The organism is Paenibacillus sp. FSL R5-0749, assembly GCF_038595085.1.
Lineage (GTDB): Bacteria > Bacillota > Bacilli > Paenibacillales > Paenibacillaceae > Paenibacillus.
Window position 1 is genome coordinate 5,284,857 of record NZ_CP152005.1, and the last position, 16,486, is coordinate 5,301,342.

A 16,486-nucleotide genomic window follows, 5' to 3' on the forward strand; every position below is an offset into this window, starting at 1 on the left:
TGAGTGAAAAAAGCGGCCGGATGGCATACTGGCTCTCCATCCGACCCAAATATATTAACCTTTCAGTTCCTTGATTCGTGCGATCACTTTATCCCGTTTATCGGAATAATCTGCTTGCTTGGCGCGCTCTTCCTCAATAACTTTGGCAGGCGCTTTGGCTACAAAGCCTTCATTCGACAGCTTTTTCTCCACACGGAGTACTTCGCCCTCAAGGTTCTGCAACTCTTTCTCCAGACGAGCCACTTCCTGTTCGATATCAATAAGACCAGCAAGCGGCAAGTATAGTTCTGCCCCTGTGATGATTGCAGTCATTGCCTTATCCGGGGAGCTCAGATCCAGCCCACTATCGAACTCGGACGTGTTACAGAAACGTTTGATGTAATGACTGTTACGTTCGATGATGCTGGACGCCTCAGGGCTGTTTGCTTTTACCATCAATTCAATCTTTTTGCTCATAGGCACGTTCACTTCTGCACGGATGTTCCGAACTGCACGAATGGTATCCATGAGCAGGTTCATCTCGGCAACAGCCTCTGGATTCTCAAAAGCAGGATCATATACCGGCCATGCTGCCAACGTAATCGTCTCACCTTCATGCGGCAGATGCTGCCAGATCTCTTCGGAGATGTATGGCATAAACGGATGAATCAGGCGCATGGTCTGATCCAGCACATAAGCCAGTACGGATTGTGTTTTCTTCTTGGCAACCGGATCTTCCCCATAGAAGGACAGTTTAGCGAACTCAATGTACCAATCACACAGGTCATCCCAGATAAAGTTATACAGCACACGACCTGTTTCCCCAAATTCATACGCTTCGATTAGACGCGTAATATCGCGGGAAGTTTCGTTCAGACGGTGCAAAATCCAATAATCCGCTGTACCAAGCTCTCCGCTGATGTCACGATCCTCATAGGTGAATCCTTCCAGATTCATCAATGCAAAGCGCGAAGCGTTCCAGATCTTGTTGGCAAAATTACGAGCCTGCTCCACCCGTTCCCAACGGAAACGGAGATCCTGGCCTGGCGTGCTGCTGGTTGAGATCATGTAACGCATTGCATCTGCGCCATATTTCTCGATCACATCCAGCGGATCTACACCGTTGCCCAGTGATTTGGACATTTTACGTCCATCTGCATCACGAACAAGACCATGCATCAGCACATCCTTGAACGGAATCTCATCCGTGAATTCCAGTGCAGTGAAAATCATACGTGCAACCCAGAAATATATGATGTCATACCCTGTCACAAGTACACTTGTCGGATAATAACGTTGCAGATCTTCCGTATCTTCCGGCCAGCCTAGTGTGGAGAATGGCCATAAGCCGGAGCTAAACCAAGTATCGAGTACATCTTCGTCCTGTCTGAGCTTGCGTCCTGCATTCTCTGGTAGCGTTGTCGGATCTTCAGCAGATACGATGATTTCACCCGTTTCCTCATCATACCAGGCCGGAATACGATGTCCCCACCACAGTTGACGGGAAATACACCAGTCACGAACGTTCTCGATCCAGTTCAGATATGTTTTCTCGAAACGGTCTGGAACAAAATTAACCCCTTCGCCGCTCTGTTGTTTCTTGATCGCTCTCTCTGCAAGTGGCTTCATCTCAACAAACCACTGAGTAGACAGATACGGTTCAACAACAGCGCCGGTACGTTCACTGTGTCCAACCTGATGCGTATGATCCTCGATGTTGATCAATATACCTTGCTCTTTCATATCAGCAACAATCTGCTTGCGGCATTCACTGCGATCCAGTCCCTGATACTTACCAGCTTCTGCATTCATTGTGCCACTCTCATCCATTACCGTAATCTGTGGCAGATCATGACGAAGACCTACTTCAAAGTCATTCGGATCATGTGCAGGCGTGATTTTTACTGCACCACTTCCGAACTCTTTATCCACATAATCATCAGCGATAATTGGAATTTCGCGTCCAATGATAGGCAGTACAAGGACTTTGCCAATCATATCTGCATAGCGCTCATCCTTCGGATGAACAGCGACCGCTGTATCACCCAGCATCGTTTCAGGACGCGTTGTTGCTACTGTAACGTAGCCACTTCCGTCTTTGAGCGGGTAACGCAGATGGTACAGGTGACCCTGAACCTCTTTATATTCAACCTCAATGTCAGACAGAGCAGTCCGGTTCACCGGATCCCAGTTAATGATGCGTTTGCCGCGGTAAATAAGGCCTTTTTCATACAGTTGAACAAATACTTTGCGAACCGCTTGGGACAGACCTTCATCCAGCGTAAAACGTTCACGTGAGTAGTCAAGGGACAAACCCATTTTGCCCCATTGCTGACGAATGGTTGTGGCATATTGATCTTTCCAATCCCATACTTTCTCCAGAAACTTCTCGCGTCCCAGATCATAACGAGTCAGACCTTCTTCACGCAGCTTCTGCTCCACTTTGGTTTGGGTAGCAATACCTGCATGGTCGGAACCCGGAAGCCACAGTGCATCATAACCCTGCATCCGTTTGGTGCGGATCAGAATATCCTGTAGTGTAAAGTCGAGCGCATGCCCGATGTGCAGCATCCCGGTCACATTTGGGGGTGGAATTACAATCGTATACGGCTCGGCATCTTTACGTTGACCGGCTTTGAAATATCCGCGCTCCATCCAGGTGGAGTACCATTTGTCTTCTGCCGCTTTAGGATCGTAAGTGGTCGGCATTTCTGTTGCAGCTGATTTTTTTTCCTCAGACATGTGTCATTCCTCCGTTACTTCATCTTCATCATCTTCGCCAAAAAAAACAAAAAAAACCTTTCATCCATCAAAGGACGAAAGGTTAGCTTTCGCGGTACCACCTTTGTTTCACGCCGAAAGCAAGGTAGACTTCCCCCTCTGTACATGACGTGACACTTCAAGCAGATAACGGCTGCTACCGGCCCATCCTACCTCAGAAATAAATGACGATAACGCTCATTCATCCCTTGAATTCAAACAGGCAACTCCCGGGCGACTTCGATCAGTTGGTTCCTGCGGAATCTCACAGCGTTGCAATTCCACTCTCTGAAAGGTCATACTGTCTACTACTCCCGTTCCACGTTGTTCTTCAAAAAACCTACACACATCATACCTTGCTCGTGCGCGATAGTCAACCTGACAACAGCGGATAAAGTGCGCTGGAATGCAGGTTTAGGGCAAATCATGCAAAAACCCGCAATCCTCAAGGGGATCACGGGTCATAACGAAGGCTTTAACTGCGGATTAAGGGATGTACAATATCTGACCTTCTTCCACAACTTGTTCAGATAATCGATTATACAACTGAAGTTCCCTCGTGCTCAATTGATATCGATCCGCAATGGCATCCAGTGTATCTTCCCGCTGGACGATACACAACTTCACTTTGCGGAATGGCGTCTGATCCACAATCGTTCCCAGGAACAGATTCTTCCATTCCACATCCTCAGGTGCATACGTTTCTTCCTGTATCACACCGGCTGGAACCTCTTCGCCTCTCTCCACTTCAGCATCGCGTGCTGATCTGCCGGAGGATAACAAGGAAGAGATCCCCACACCCTCCTCTTGTCTTGGAGCGGATTCCTTTTTACTGCCAAAAGCAACCTTCATCTCCGGCTTGTCTTCCGTCTCAGCAACAGGTTCAGGGACAAATGCTTCGTTCTGCACAAACTCATCTACCTCAGTCGCTTCAAAAGACTGGCGTTCTTCCTCTGCATTGACTGCTTCGGACGTACCGAATACACCTTGCCAGTTCTCCGCTTGTGGTTCAACCGGAACATCAACTGCCTGATTCTCCTGCTGAGGTACAGATCTCGCTGATTCGAAATGCCATACATCCGGTCCGTCCGGTACATCTGGTGCTGCGAACTCATTAGATGATTGAGCAGCAGGTTCTCGGACTTCTTGATCTGAATTTCTAGGCTCTGTAGGCAATGCATCCACGGAAGGCTCGGACCACGCTGAAGACTCATCTTCCAGAGGAAGCAATGGTTCCGACTCTGGGTAAGAAGCTAACCGATCAGCGGTCTCAGCCATAAATGACGAGATGGGAGAAGGTTCGCTGTATGGCTCCTGGGATGCCAGTTCATCTCCATTCGCTGTCAGAGATGCAGGATCTTCGTTTGCATCAGGTTGTCTGTTTTCGTTAGCGTACTCCGCACTTGGCTCCGCCGATTGGAGTGGCTCCGACGAGGATAAGTTTGCATATTCCTGATGATATTCCGGGGCACCATAGGCAAGCTCTGCTGCATTCGCAAGTCTCTCTTCCTCACTCCGCTGGAGCAGATACTCCTGTGCAAATGTGTTAGGATCGCTATCTGTCTCTTCTGCTTCATCGGAACGGTTGGATTGCTGAGCATCCGGTGAGTGGACTACTGTAAACTCATCTGCTGACCACACTTGCGGCTCTTCAGCATGAAAGCCCTCGATGCCTCGCAACGACAACACGCCAGTAATGTTCAGACTACGATTGGACAACAGATCCACGTCAAAATTCTCGATCTCAATGGAAATATCCTCAATCGATCTGACTCGGTTCAGCGGCACTGTAATCTCCACGGGAATGAAATGTTTGAGCTCCTCTGAAGCCTCATTTTCTCCTCTGTACGCACCTGTAAGTAAAAGATGCCCTCTTAAGGTGGCATGATCATCCTGCCCTATGACTTGAATGCGCGGGTATAATTCAATCTCCTCCAATTCCTCAATCGCAGGAACTCCCTCAGACAAATGAACGCGCTCATAAATATCGAACCGCAAACCATAAGGTTGATTCAACAAAGGTGGCGTCCTCCTTTCGGCATATGTTCACCATGATCCTTCTCATGGGACTGATCCATGGTCCAAATCCTTCGTTACCCCATCTATATGCCTTGAATGAGATGAGCATGCCACCTTTTGAAAAACCTTGCTATATAAAGCGAAATAGAGAATGTTGCACCTAGCCACTTCGATGACAGAATAACCTTCCGATCACTGTTATCCCTAGATTTTTTTGATTCCCTTCTTCAAAGGGAAAATCCGGGGATAGACTATGCTTCCGAAGCAGCTTTCTTTCAGAAAGCTTTTAGGCGACATAAAAGTATTAATACATCTTTTCGCGCTCTGCCAGTTGTGTAAAATCGGACGGCCAAGGGTCATTTACTTCAATCATGGCTCCAGTTAACGGGTGGTTAAACTTCAACACTTCTCCGTGAAGCGCCTGCCTATCAATGGCATCCGCTCTTCCTCCATACAACTCATCACCGATGAGCGGATGTCCCGCATAACTCAGATGTACACGAATTTGGTGTGTGCGTCCTGTGTCCAGCTTCAATCGTACAAGAGTTGCCCGTTCCCACACTTCGACGATCTCCACATGCGTAACAGCTTCTTGACCACCTTCAGAGACACGTCTGCGCTGTTTGTGATGTCTGTCCTTGCCAATGGGAGCATCAATTTTGTGCAGTTCGCGGGATAGTTGTCCCCCTGCAATGGCTACATAATGGCGACCAATCTCTTTGCGGCGCATCGCTTCATCCAGTTTGGCGAGAGCAAAAGCATTTTTGGCATACAGGACAGGTCCGGTTGTATCCTCATCCAGTCGATGAACATGGCGTACACTTGCCTGTATTCCGTTCATCTCATAATAGGAGGCAACCACATGATCCAGCGTGATGGCTTGATCAGAGCGGATTCCATCCGGATGCAGTTTCATGCCTGCCGGTTTGTGCATAACCAAACAGAAATCATCCTCAAACAAGACCTCCGCCTCAGCCCATCGTGGCTCGACATCGATTGGCTGAGACGCAAAAAGGGCCAGCCGAAGCCGGTCCCCTGCGAGTTGTATTCCTCGGTTTGCTTTAAGCTGACGTAGCAGTTTCTCCGGAAACTGAAGTTCAGACAATAGCCATTGCTCTGCAGCCATCTGTTTGTCCGAGCTGCCGGTTACGGCTTTGCCTGGCATCAGCTCAAGCCATTCCCCGCGGCGTTTCCAACTTTTGATCGTCATAGCGATTGAAGAGCTTTACGATTCGCCTCGATCGTATCGTCAATATCTTTCTCCGTGTGCACACCAGAGACAAACATGCCTTCGTATTGCGAAGGCGCAACACTCACACCTTGATCAATCATGGCCGCAAAATAACGACGGAATTGATCCAGATTGCTTTCTTTGGCAATATCATAATTAGTTACCGGAACGGCACTGAAGAATGGACAAACCATGGAACCCACCCGGTTAATGGTTATCGCGACACCCGCCTCAGATGCATTTTTCTCGAATCCGGCTTGCAGACGTGCAGACAGTGTCTCCAGACGGTCATAGACCTCTGGTGTTAACAATTTGAGCGTAGTATATCCTGCGGCCATAGCCAGCGGATTCCCGCTTAGTGTACCTGCTTGATAGATCGGTCCCGTAGGAGCAATCTGTTCCATCAGATCCCGGCGACCACCATAAGCACCAACCGGGAGTCCGCCACCGATAACTTTCCCCAGACAAGTCAGGTCGGGTGTAACCCCATATCGTCCCTGGGCACAGTTCAACCCTACGCGGAAACCGGTCATGACTTCGTCAAAAATAAGCAGGCTGCCATATTGCGTCGTCAAACTGCGCAAGCCTTCCAGGAAGCCGGAAGCCGGAGGTACAACCCCCATGTTACCTGCCACAGGTTCCACAATAACAGCGGCAAGTTCTTCACCATAACGTTCAAAAGCAAGTGTCACAGACTCCAGATCGTTATAAGGTACCGTAATGGTATTCACAGCTACGCCTTCAGGCACACCTGGACTATCTGGCAGACCCAATGTTGCAACACCTGAGCCAGCCTTGATCAGCAAACTGTCTGCATGTCCATGATATGATCCTTCAAACTTCAGAATTTTACTGCGTCCGGTTACCCCGCGTGCCAGTCGAATGGCACTCATGGTTGCTTCCGTACCGGAATTAACCATCCGCACAATATCGATGGAAGGTACACGCTCACAGACCAGTTTCGCCATCTCGGTCTCCAGCAAGGTAGGTGCACCAAAGCTTGTTCCTTTAAGGGCTGTCTCACGCAAAGCTTCTACAACGTCAGGGTGTGCATGTCCCATGATGAGTGGACCCCACGATCCTACATAGTCAATAAAAACATTGCCATCAATATCGTAGATTTTGGACCCTTCGCCGCGCTCCGCATAGATTGGCGTAAGTCCCACCGATTTGAATGCGCGTACAGGGCTGTTCACCCCCCCGGGTATGTACTGCTTTGCTTCCTCAAACGCGCTACGTGAGCGCTCATCATTACGACGATTACCTTGTTGTACAGTCATGTGTATCCTCCCCAATGTCGATTATTTTATTTCTCAGCCAACCAGCGAGAAGCGTCTTTTCCGTAGTAGGTAATGATCATATCTGCACCCGCGCGTTTCATACTGAGCAGGATTTCCATGGCAACTTTTTTCTCATCGATCCAGCCTTGAATCGCCGCCGCCTTAACCATGGCATACTCGCCACTTACATTATAGGCAACAAGCGGAAGATCAAATTGATCCTTGATGGTGCGCATAACATCCAGATAGGAAAGGGATGGTTTTACCATCAACATGTCCGCTCCTTCCAGCACATCCGTTTCGGCTTCACGCAGAGCTTCTCGTGCGTTGGCCGGGTCCATCTGATACGACTTGCGGTCCCCGAATTGTGGCGTTGAATCTGCTGCCTCGCGGAATGGGCCATAGAATGCAGAAGCATATTTTACAGAGTAGGACATGATCGGAATGTGACTGAATCCATTCTCATCCAGCCCGGCACGGATCGCTTGTACAAATCCATCCATCATGTTGGATGGTGCAATAATGTCCGCTCCTGCTTTGGCTTGGGACACTGCCGTTTGCACGAGCAGATCAAGTGATTCGTCATTTAACACATCTCCGCAGATGTGACCGTCAATCTCCACGGTGTGTACCATACCGCAGTGACCGTGATCTGTGAATTCACACAGACAAGTATCTGCAACAACCAGCAGCTCTGGATACCACGATTTGATCAATCTCGTCGCTTCCTGCACAATGCCATCTTCAGCGAAGCCAGATGAACCCACACTATCCTTCGTCTCAGGAATACCGAACAATAACACGGCTGGAATTCCCAACTCGGCAATTTCTGTTACTTCTTCCTGAAGACGATCCAGCGAGAAACGGAATACCCCAGGCATGGATTTGATTTCGGATTTAACATTTTCTCCATACGTTACATAGATCGGTTGAATAAAATCATCCACGGTTAGATGGGTCTCTCTGACCATATTGCGAATACCTGTGGATTGGCGTAAACGGCGATGCCGTACAATTGGAAAACTCATACGTGTAAACCTCCCTGAAAGTGTAATAGAGCAAAAAGGGAAGCGCGCTGGTATCCTATCGAATTCAGCACGCTTCGTATGTCAACATATTACTTGTGTATTAATTCCGAAGAACGCCTTCCTTGGCGCTTGTCCGTTTCCAGTCACATAGAACTGTGATCAAGCTATCCATCGTTGCTTCCTCTGCCATGAGCGTAACACGCAGTCCAGCGGCCTCTGCAGTCTTCGCTGTAACCGGTCCGATACATGCAACCTCCACATCTTTTAACAAAGGCAGCGGATCTTGCAATCCCATCCGTTTCAACATACTCATGAAGTTGGTAACCGTCGATGAACTTGTGAAGGTCACCGCATGTATACCGCCTTCTTCAAGCAGCTTGAGCAGTTCATCATCATCTTCACCAGCGAGGATCGTATCATAGATGATGGCTTCGGTGACTTGAAGTCCTCGTTCTCGCAGCTGGTCACGTAACCACGTACGAGCCAGATCACCGTGCGGAAGCAGGACTTTCTGGCCTTCCTTCAGTTCACTTTCAAAAGTCTCAAGCATGCCTTCGGCCTGGAAAGGACCTTTGACAACCTCTGCAACGATGCCATGTTTGCGCAAAGCGTCTGCTGTGGATGGTCCTACGGCAGCAATTCTTGCCTGATGAATGGAGCGAATATCCTTGCCTTCCTGTTCCAGATGGCGGAAGAAGAACTCCACGCCGTTCACACTTGTGAAAAATACCCAGTCATAGGTATTTAAAGCACTGAACGCGTCTTTGACACTTTGCTGCGCAGATTCACTGGAAGGCATGACCGTCTCAATGACCGGAAACTCATACGGTTCGCCGCCGAGTTCCTCAATGCGATTCACGAGTTCACTCGCCTGACTGCGAGCACGGGTCACCAGAATTCGTTTGCCAAACAGCGGCAGCGCCTCTGCCCATTTCAACTGTTCCCGTTGATTCACGACATCCCCTACCACAATAACAGCAGGCGGTTGGAAATTGGCTGCGATCACTTTCGCTTCTATATCTTCAAGGGTACCTGTAATGGTATCCTGTTCCGCTCGTGTTCCCCAACGAATCAGTGCTACTGGTGTTTGTGCTGGACGACCATGACGAATCAACTGTTCGCTGATATAGCCAATTTTGGCAACACCCATCATAAATACAAGTGTGCCCGTCGCATTCGTCACTTTATCCCAATGGATGCTGCGATCGAGCTTGTCCGGACTTTCATGCCCCGTAATGATGGAGATAGAGGACGCATAGTCACGGTGTGTCACGGGAATTCCGGCATACGCTGGCACACTTATCGCAGCTGTTACCCCAGGCACAATCTCAAATGGAATGCCGTTTTTGTGCAGCAAATCTGCCTCTTCGCCCACGCGTCCAAAGATCGTCGGATCGCCACCTTTAAGCCGTACCACAACCTTGCCTTCCAGAGCCAGATCAACCAACAGTTGATTGATCTCTTCCTGTTTCATCGTATGCCGATCCGGGCGCTTGCCCACGTAAATCTTGACCGCGCCAGGTTTCATTTGTTTCAACAATCTTGGACTTGCCAAACGATCATAGACTACAGCATCGGCTTTACCGATGGATTCCCACCCTTTTACCGTAATCAGCTTTGCATCCCCAGGACCTGCTCCTACCAAAAAGACCTTCCCCACCATGTCTTCATCCCCTAACTTCTGCCAGTATCTGCTCTGCTCCCCGTTCGATCAATCTCCAAGCCACTTCTTCTCCCAGACGAACCGGGTCTTTGCCAGTCAGAGCTTCCTTAAGAATCAGTCCACCATCCGGTGTACCGACCATACCTGTTAATTGTAACGTGTTTTTGCCATTCAGGGAATCTGCATCTTGCTGAGGCACCCACACCGCATGAGCACCAATCGGAACCTGACAACCCCCATTCAATACACTGAGAAAACGGCGTTCCGCCTGTACAGGAAATGCTGTCTCGGGATCATTATACAGCTGCAACAAGTGCAACAATTCCTCATCGTCTTCACGGCATTCGATACCAAGCGCCCCCTGGCCCACAGCCGGAAGGCAAGCTGTCTCGGTCAAGTACTCGGTAATCCGGTCTTCCCAGCCCATTCGGTACAACCCAGCAGCAGCCAGAATAATCGCATCAAGGCCTTCAGTCTCCAGCTTCCGCAGACGGGAATCGATATTGCCGCGAAGCGATTCCAATTGCAAATCTGGACGATAGGCTTTTAATTGACTGGATCGGCGCAGACTGCTTGTCCCAACTCTTGCGCCTTCTGGCAATTGATCCAGCGTAAGTCCACCATTGGAAATCAGCGCATCCCGTGGATCTGCACGACGGGGAACAGCGCCATTAATTAATCCTTCGGGTAACTCGGAGGGCATATCCTTCATGCTATGCACAGCCATATCAATGGTACGATCAAGCATCGCCTGTTCAATTTCTTTGACAAACAATCCTTTGCCTCCCACTTTTGACAGCGTTACATCCAGAATGAGATCTCCCTTTGTAACAATCTTATGTACTTCAAAGTCAAAAGCTAATCCTTCCCGCTCACAAATGTCGCGTAAATCCTGAATGACATGACCTGTCTGGGTTAACGCAAGCGCGCTCTGTCTACTTCCAACTTTAATTGTACGCATATCTATACTTCCTCCTGATTACGGGATATCCAGTCCCCGATTTCTTCTTCGGTCCACCACCGGAAATGGCCTGTACGAATATCTTCTAGTATGTTCATCTCAGTTAACTGCCGAAGCAACGTACTTCTAAGACTAGCAGAAGATACGCGTGCCTTCACCTCGTTCCTCATCTGGTGCAAAAACTCAAGGTACGTCTCATACTCATCACCGAACTGTCGTTCGAGTGTGGCTCGTATCTCAGCAGCTGCTGCCGGCCCCGCCCCTGCTGTGGATATCGCTATGCTTAATCTTCCACGTCTGACTACGCTTGGCGTAATAAAGCTGCTGTGCTCCGAAGACATCGCGTCATTCACCAATATGCCCGCATTCCCAGCATCCCGAACCACAGTTGAATTGACCTCTGATCGGTCAGTCGCTGCATATACGAGAAAGGCCCCCCGCAAATCTCCATTGCGGTAGGACCGGTCTATCCATTGAATTCGGGATTCATGATGCAGTTGTTTTAATAAGGGAGTAAGCTCCGGACTGATGACCGTAATCTGAGCCTCGGCATGCAGCAATCCCTTAATTTTACGCTCGGCAACACGTCCACCACCAACCACATAGCACTTCTTTCCTGAAGTATTCACAAATATTGGTGTGTAACGCTCCATCTCCTTCACTCTCCCGTCCAACGATGAAACGCTGAATACGCATTGGATAAAAAACTCACAATGACCAATCCGTATCCGATCAGGGTCCATCTTGCCATGATGATCGTAGAGAACTGTTTTCTTCTCTTGAATACGAAGTAACCTACGTAGATGGCTATAGCAAGACCTGTAGCAATTACTTTGAGGTCCAGTAGCAAGATCCATCGTCTTTCCGCCACAATGGATAATACGGCAAGCATTACAGAAACACCAAGGAGCGGCGTTCCTATCAATGTAGCACCATCCATGTACTTACCGATCACTTCCAGGCTTGGCAGCCGGCGCATCGTATCATTCCACTTTTTTTTCTTCAACTTATGGTGCAAGAAAAGATATAACAAGGCAAATACCGTAGCAACGGTTAACGCCGCAAAACCAAGATTCGCCAAGGTGATGTGCATGATGAGTAATCCATGTACTGTTTGCCAGTTATGCAGGGATATCTCTCCGGCCGTAAACCACAGTCGGTTTAATACCGTAACGGAAAAACCTACAACATTCAGCAATAAAATCACAAATTCAGAACGCTGGATACGAGTCATGACAAGAGACATCAGCACAATACTGAATGAAAATATAAACAAAAAATCAAAGGTGGTGTAGATGGGAAAATGCCCTTCAGTCCACATGCGCAAAATGACATGTGTGACCTGAAGTCCCCAAACAACGACAAGAAACCCTGTGCCTGTCCGCTTCGCCCCCGCATTGCGTCGAATGCAGTCCGAGAAATAGAACAGTAGGCTTAGGGCATACATATAGATTAAAGCTTCATAGACTTGTTCAGCAACGGTCAAGCTGCCCACCCGCCTTATACGCCTGCCGGAGCATAAGCCGGCACGGGGTCTTGCCGGTTTTCGTTAAGGTGAGCGGCTGGTTTCGCCAGAGCTGTGGCGTCACTCTGACTCACTTTTTCAGCGGCCATCTCCACTGCATTTTCCAAAGCGAAAATCTGAGTAAACATGCGCAGAGCTTCATCACCTTGCTTCGTTCCTGCCATTTCCTTAATCCGATTAATCGGATCTGTCGTCATTTGATTCACAATACTCTTGGTCAAACGACGAATGACTTTACGCTGATGTTCATCAAGCTCAGGCAGTTTATTAAACAGGCTATCCATCGTTTCTTCATGAATGGAGACACCTTTTTCCTGCAAAGCGCGAATAACGGGACGAACACCCAACGTTTTGAGCCAATGGTAATAATCTTCCATCTCAAGCTCAATCATTCTCTCAATCTTGGCAGCTTCCACCTTACGCATCTCCAGGTTGCTCTCCACGATTCCTTCCAGATCATCAATGTCATAGAGATATACGTTGGATAACTCAGCAATCGCCGGATCAATATCCCGTGGAACCGCAATATCAATCAGGAACAATGGACGGGATTGACGACGCTTCATGCTCTCCCGTACCACTGCCGCATCCATGACATAACGTTCAGCTCCAGTAGAACTAATCACAATGTCCACTTCATTAAGACGATCTATTGCTTGTTCCATCGTACAAGGTGTGCCCCGGAACTTCGCTGCCAACTCTTCGGCTCTTGCGAGCGTACGATTTGCCACGATGACTTCGGATGCCCCGTTGGCATAGAGATGTTTCACGGTTAGTTCACTCATCTTGCCGGCACCCAATATGAGCACCTTCTTATCTGTGAACATGCCAAAGATCCTCTTACCAAGCTCAACAGCAGCATAACTGACAGATACGGCGCTCTCCCCGATGGAGGTCTCCGAATGGGCCCGTTTGCCCAGTGTAACTGCCTGTTTGAACAGCATATTAAACCAGGTACCTGTTGATTTCTCTTCCTGAGCTTTAAGAAAAGCCTGTTTCACCTGTCCAAGTATCTGAGTCTCACCAATGACCATGGAATCAAGTCCGCAGATCACACGGAACAAATGGCGCATGGCTTGGTCATCTTCATATATATATAAGTGTTGCGTAAATTCTTCCCGTGGTACATTAAACCATTGTTCCATGAATGTTCGAATAAAATAACCACACATGTGAAGACGGTCCACCACAACATACAACTCGGTACGGTTACATGTGGCTACGATTACACCTTCCAATACACTCTTGGTCAGCTTGAGCTGCTGCAGCGCTTCAGACAAGTCCTTTTCTGCAAATGTGAATCGTTCCCTAACCTCTACAGGCGCCGTGCGATAATTCAAACCAACGACAACGATGTGCATTGCAAGTTCACCTGCCTAATAAATTTCCAATCAAAGTGCTTACTGCATATGTCTATCCATTTATGATTGACATGGTTAATTATATCACACATCATAGCCGTGACCGGGTCATTTTTATGAAATGTTTATGAAATCCCCATGTTCATCATCATATGCACTGTCATTTATTGTAGTGTCTCACCAAAGTTCCCCGTTATGCGTTAAAAAGTGTCGATTATGAATATTCATAATGATATGGACATTTAAAACAAATAGCCATGGAATGATTCCATGGCTATTAAAGTTTGGGAGGTTATGCGTCCATCCCGATATGTGAACATTGTGTATGCAATATACTATTTATTTAAACCCATTCTGAATGTTTGTTCATCTCTGGTGTTTCAACTTGCAATTCGCCCAATCCACGTACCAGCTTCTTTGCATACGTTTTTTCCGGCTTTAATACGGATACCAGGTAGTCAATGGCCAACTGTGGGTCAACGGTATCCCCGCAAGTGTAACAATCAATTGCTGCAAAACCTCTCTCAGGATACGTATGAATGGAGAGGTGACTCTCCGACAAGAGTACAAGTACGGTCGCTCCCTGTGGGTCAAACTGCTTGGACTGCACGGACATTACTGTCGCACCACATGCCTCCGCTGCTTCAACCATTTGGGCTTGCAAGTACTCCGCATTGTTCAGTAGATTAAAGTCGACACCCCAAGTATCAACAGCAACGTGTCTTCCGAAAGTTGAATATTCCACCCTTCGGTTCCCCCTTCCTAGGAATAAAATGTTTGAAAAATTTCATCCGCTAGGACCTACGTCATTCACTTCCCGAGGGAAAAATCTCTCGCAACATATAATGTCCTGAGTGAATCCTGGTTCCTATATTGTTTTCAACGAGATTAAAAATAACATTGAATCCGAGTGAAATCAACCCTTTTCCAGAAGATTGTAAAATAAATATTTTCATTCGGGATGATTTGACCCTACAACAAAAAATCCCCCTGAAACCTCCGCATTGGCAAGTGCCAAGACCCGGAAGATACAAGGGAATTCATTACATTTTTATACGTGTATAGACATACACTTTCAGGTTAATAAGCTTCAAGCTCAAACAACCGTTTTTGATAACGAACAAGAGTCTCATCAATCTGATGAAGCTGATCAGCAGTCGCATCTTTTCTAGTGTCCAGCAGTGAATCAATCTCGGCATACACACGGTTGATTTCGCGTTCTACATCTCTGGCCAGGAACAGATGTTGCAATTCGAGCAACGTATTTTTGTATTCATAGATCACTCGGGTATTCTCCCCGGTTTTCTCCACAATTTTACGGACAGTGCCTTGAGCATAAACATACGTCATGGTGAACCCTTTATAGATTCGATGAACGACCCCGTCACCCTTAAAAGTCATAAAGAGCTTCCGGACAACATTGGTCAGATGCAGATTCACCAGGCGGCAAGATAACTCACAGATATAAAATCCTTCTATGCGGTCAAAAGGGAAATGAACCTCTTCTCCACTTACATCCCCCAACACAACCTCCTGACATCCATTGTCCAACACCTTAACCCGATGATGGAGTCGGCCGTCTTCCGTCATGCGCAAAAACTGATGCATCTGGGGTTCTGACAATTTCATAGTGGCCTTAACATACTCTGTGGCTAACCGCTGAGCCATACAAATCTCCTCAATTCTTTCCCGATTGTTTTGCCTTCCTGCACTGTAGCAGTAATCTCAAAATTCTTCAGGCCGGCGAAGCCGGTGTTTTGGGTACTGTTGGCAACATGCACCTATGCTCATTATACACTACCTTAACGCTATATTTCTCCAGACCCAGATGATGAATTCTCACGAAATCCCATAAATAACCGGATTAATCTTGATCTCATCCAAGATTCACTTAACATGCTCACTTTCCCACACTAAAACTGTATACTATCTCGGTTATCCGTTAATTTCGTTGTTTTCTTCCTCTTCAGCAGTACCCTCTGCATCCAGCACTGGTGCATACTTATCTATGCGGGCATGGCGGGTAATGATGTCCCATAACTCCTCTTTCCCCAATCCCTCTTCGGATGAAAACGGCACAAACAAATCCCCTGAACGAAGACCCAGTGATTCCTTAATAACTTTGATATGTTTGGCTCTACGTGTTTTGGGAATCTTGTCCATCTTGGTTGCTACGACAACCAAAGGCAATCCATTGTGACGAAGCCATTCATTCATCATCTTATCTTCCTTGGATGGCTCATGTCTCATATCCACCATCTGCATAACCAGTTTCAATTCCTCGCGTCCGAGCAGGTATTTCTCCATCATTTTACCCCAGGCAAAGCGCTGCTCTTTGGAAACCTTGGCGTAACCATATCCCGGGAAATCGACGAAGTAGAGATCCTGATTAATTTTATAATAGTTCAGCTGCTGTGTTTTACCTGGTGTCGCACTCGTCCGAGCCAGATTTTTACGATTGATCAAACGGTTGATCAAGGAAGATTTTCCCACATTGGATCGACCCGCCAACGCAATCTCTGGCAGACCGTCCTCTGGGTATTGTTCAGGCCGAACGGCACTGATAATAAATTCAGATTGATTTACTTTCATATTGTATCTTTCCTCTCTTGAACGCCTTTGCTATGCATAACCTGTTGAAGTTATTATGCCATGGATTGTTCTATCATACCAAAAAAA

The 16,486-nt window shown here is 47.7% G+C and carries 13 protein-coding genes and 1 other annotated feature; all 13 genes read right to left on the reverse strand.

Annotation, left to right across the window (positions count from 1 at the left end; genetic code table 11):
• Nucleotides 1–54: 54 nt before the first annotated feature.
• Nucleotides 55–2,721 (reverse strand): valine--tRNA ligase, encoded by a 2,667-nt coding sequence (locus tag MKY85_RS23625; protein ID WP_339237088.1) that lies wholly within the window; start codon nucleotides 2,719–2,721, stop codon nucleotides 55–57.
• Nucleotides 2,722–2,788: 67 nt separating this feature from the next.
• Nucleotides 2,789–3,070: a binding site (T-box leader), on the reverse strand.
• 155 nt (nucleotides 3,071–3,225) lie between these two features.
• Nucleotides 3,226–4,758, reverse strand: a complete 1,533-nt coding sequence (locus tag MKY85_RS23630) for a LysM peptidoglycan-binding domain-containing protein (protein WP_342570899.1) — start codon at nucleotides 4,756–4,758, stop codon at nucleotides 3,226–3,228.
• Between the two features lie 304 nt (nucleotides 4,759–5,062).
• Nucleotides 5,063–5,968 carry an RluA family pseudouridine synthase gene (locus MKY85_RS23635; RefSeq protein WP_342570900.1) on the reverse strand — a complete coding sequence of 302 codons (906 nt, stop codon included), beginning with the start codon at nucleotides 5,966–5,968 and terminating at the stop codon, nucleotides 5,063–5,065.
• Nucleotides 5,965–7,269, reverse strand: coding sequence for a glutamate-1-semialdehyde 2,1-aminomutase (hemL, locus tag MKY85_RS23640; RefSeq protein ID WP_342570901.1), 1,305 nt, complete (start codon nucleotides 7,267–7,269; stop codon nucleotides 5,965–5,967). The genes MKY85_RS23635 and hemL overlap by 4 nt, the downstream gene beginning before the upstream one ends.
• A gap of 26 nt (nucleotides 7,270–7,295) precedes the next feature.
• Nucleotides 7,296–8,297: a porphobilinogen synthase gene (hemB, locus tag MKY85_RS23645; protein ID WP_017692601.1), complete on the reverse strand. Its 1,002-nt coding sequence runs from the start codon at nucleotides 8,295–8,297 to the stop codon at nucleotides 7,296–7,298.
• Between the two features lie 100 nt (nucleotides 8,298–8,397).
• Nucleotides 8,398–9,960 (reverse strand): uroporphyrinogen-III C-methyltransferase, encoded by a 1,563-nt coding sequence (cobA, locus tag MKY85_RS23650; protein ID WP_339237099.1) that lies wholly within the window; start codon nucleotides 9,958–9,960, stop codon nucleotides 8,398–8,400.
• Nucleotides 9,961–9,964: 4 nt separating this feature from the next.
• Nucleotides 9,965–10,921: a hydroxymethylbilane synthase gene (gene hemC / locus MKY85_RS23655; RefSeq protein WP_342570902.1), complete on the reverse strand. Its 957-nt coding sequence runs from the start codon at nucleotides 10,919–10,921 to the stop codon at nucleotides 9,965–9,967.
• 2 nt (nucleotides 10,922–10,923) lie between these two features.
• A complete protein-coding gene (locus tag MKY85_RS23660) occupies nucleotides 10,924–11,574 on the reverse strand; it encodes a bifunctional precorrin-2 dehydrogenase/sirohydrochlorin ferrochelatase (RefSeq protein ID WP_342570903.1) in 651 nt (216 codons plus the stop codon).
• Between the two features lie 5 nt (nucleotides 11,575–11,579).
• A complete protein-coding gene (ccsA, locus tag MKY85_RS23665) occupies nucleotides 11,580–12,368 on the reverse strand; it encodes a cytochrome c biogenesis protein CcsA (RefSeq protein WP_339243188.1) in 789 nt (262 codons plus the stop codon).
• Nucleotides 12,369–12,421: 53 nt separating this feature from the next.
• Entirely contained in the window at nucleotides 12,422–13,807 is a 1,386-nt protein-coding gene (hemA, locus tag MKY85_RS23670) for a glutamyl-tRNA reductase (protein ID WP_342570904.1), read from the reverse strand.
• Between the two features lie 343 nt (nucleotides 13,808–14,150).
• Entirely contained in the window at nucleotides 14,151–14,552 is a 402-nt protein-coding gene (gene speD / locus MKY85_RS23675; RefSeq protein ID WP_339237107.1) for an adenosylmethionine decarboxylase, read from the reverse strand.
• Nucleotides 14,553–14,887: 335 nt separating this feature from the next.
• On the reverse strand, nucleotides 14,888–15,475 hold the full coding sequence (locus MKY85_RS23680) for a non-ribosomal peptide synthetase module (protein WP_339237109.1): 588 nt from the start codon (nucleotides 15,473–15,475) through the stop codon (nucleotides 14,888–14,890).
• A gap of 267 nt (nucleotides 15,476–15,742) precedes the next feature.
• A complete protein-coding gene (gene yihA / locus MKY85_RS23685; protein ID WP_339237111.1) occupies nucleotides 15,743–16,399 on the reverse strand; it encodes a ribosome biogenesis GTP-binding protein YihA/YsxC in 657 nt (218 codons plus the stop codon).
• Nucleotides 16,400–16,486: the final 87 nt, after the last annotated feature.

Bases quoted from the DNA above. Each gene is read 5' to 3' on its own strand.
- MKY85_RS23625 (WP_339237088.1), bottom strand. From the start codon at position 2,721: ATGTCTGAGGAAAAAAAATCAGCTGCAACAGAAATGCCGACCACTTAC.
- MKY85_RS23635 (WP_342570900.1), bottom strand. From the start codon at position 5,968: ATGACGATCAAAAGTTGGAAACGCCGCGGGGAATGGCTTGAGCTGATG.
- hemL (WP_342570901.1), bottom strand. From the start codon at position 7,269: ATGACTGTACAACAAGGTAATCGTCGTAATGATGAGCGCTCACGTAGC.
- hemB (WP_017692601.1), bottom strand. From the start codon at position 8,297: ATGAGTTTTCCAATTGTACGGCATCGCCGTTTACGCCAATCCACAGGT.
- cobA (WP_339237099.1), bottom strand. From the start codon at position 9,960: ATGGTGGGGAAGGTCTTTTTGGTAGGAGCAGGTCCTGGGGATGCAAAG.
- hemC (WP_342570902.1), bottom strand. From the start codon at position 10,921: ATGCGTACAATTAAAGTTGGAAGTAGACAGAGCGCGCTTGCGTTAACC.
- MKY85_RS23660 (WP_342570903.1), bottom strand. From the start codon at position 11,574: ATGGAGCGTTACACACCAATATTTGTGAATACTTCAGGAAAGAAGTGC.
- ccsA (WP_339243188.1), bottom strand. From the start codon at position 12,368: ATGTATGCCCTAAGCCTACTGTTCTATTTCTCGGACTGCATTCGACGC.
- hemA (WP_342570904.1), bottom strand. From the start codon at position 13,807: ATGCACATCGTTGTCGTTGGTTTGAATTATCGCACGGCGCCTGTAGAG.
- MKY85_RS23680 (WP_339237109.1), bottom strand. From the start codon at position 15,475: ATGGCTCAGCGGTTAGCCACAGAGTATGTTAAGGCCACTATGAAATTG.
- yihA (WP_339237111.1), bottom strand. From the start codon at position 16,399: ATGAAAGTAAATCAATCTGAATTTATTATCAGTGCCGTTCGGCCTGAA.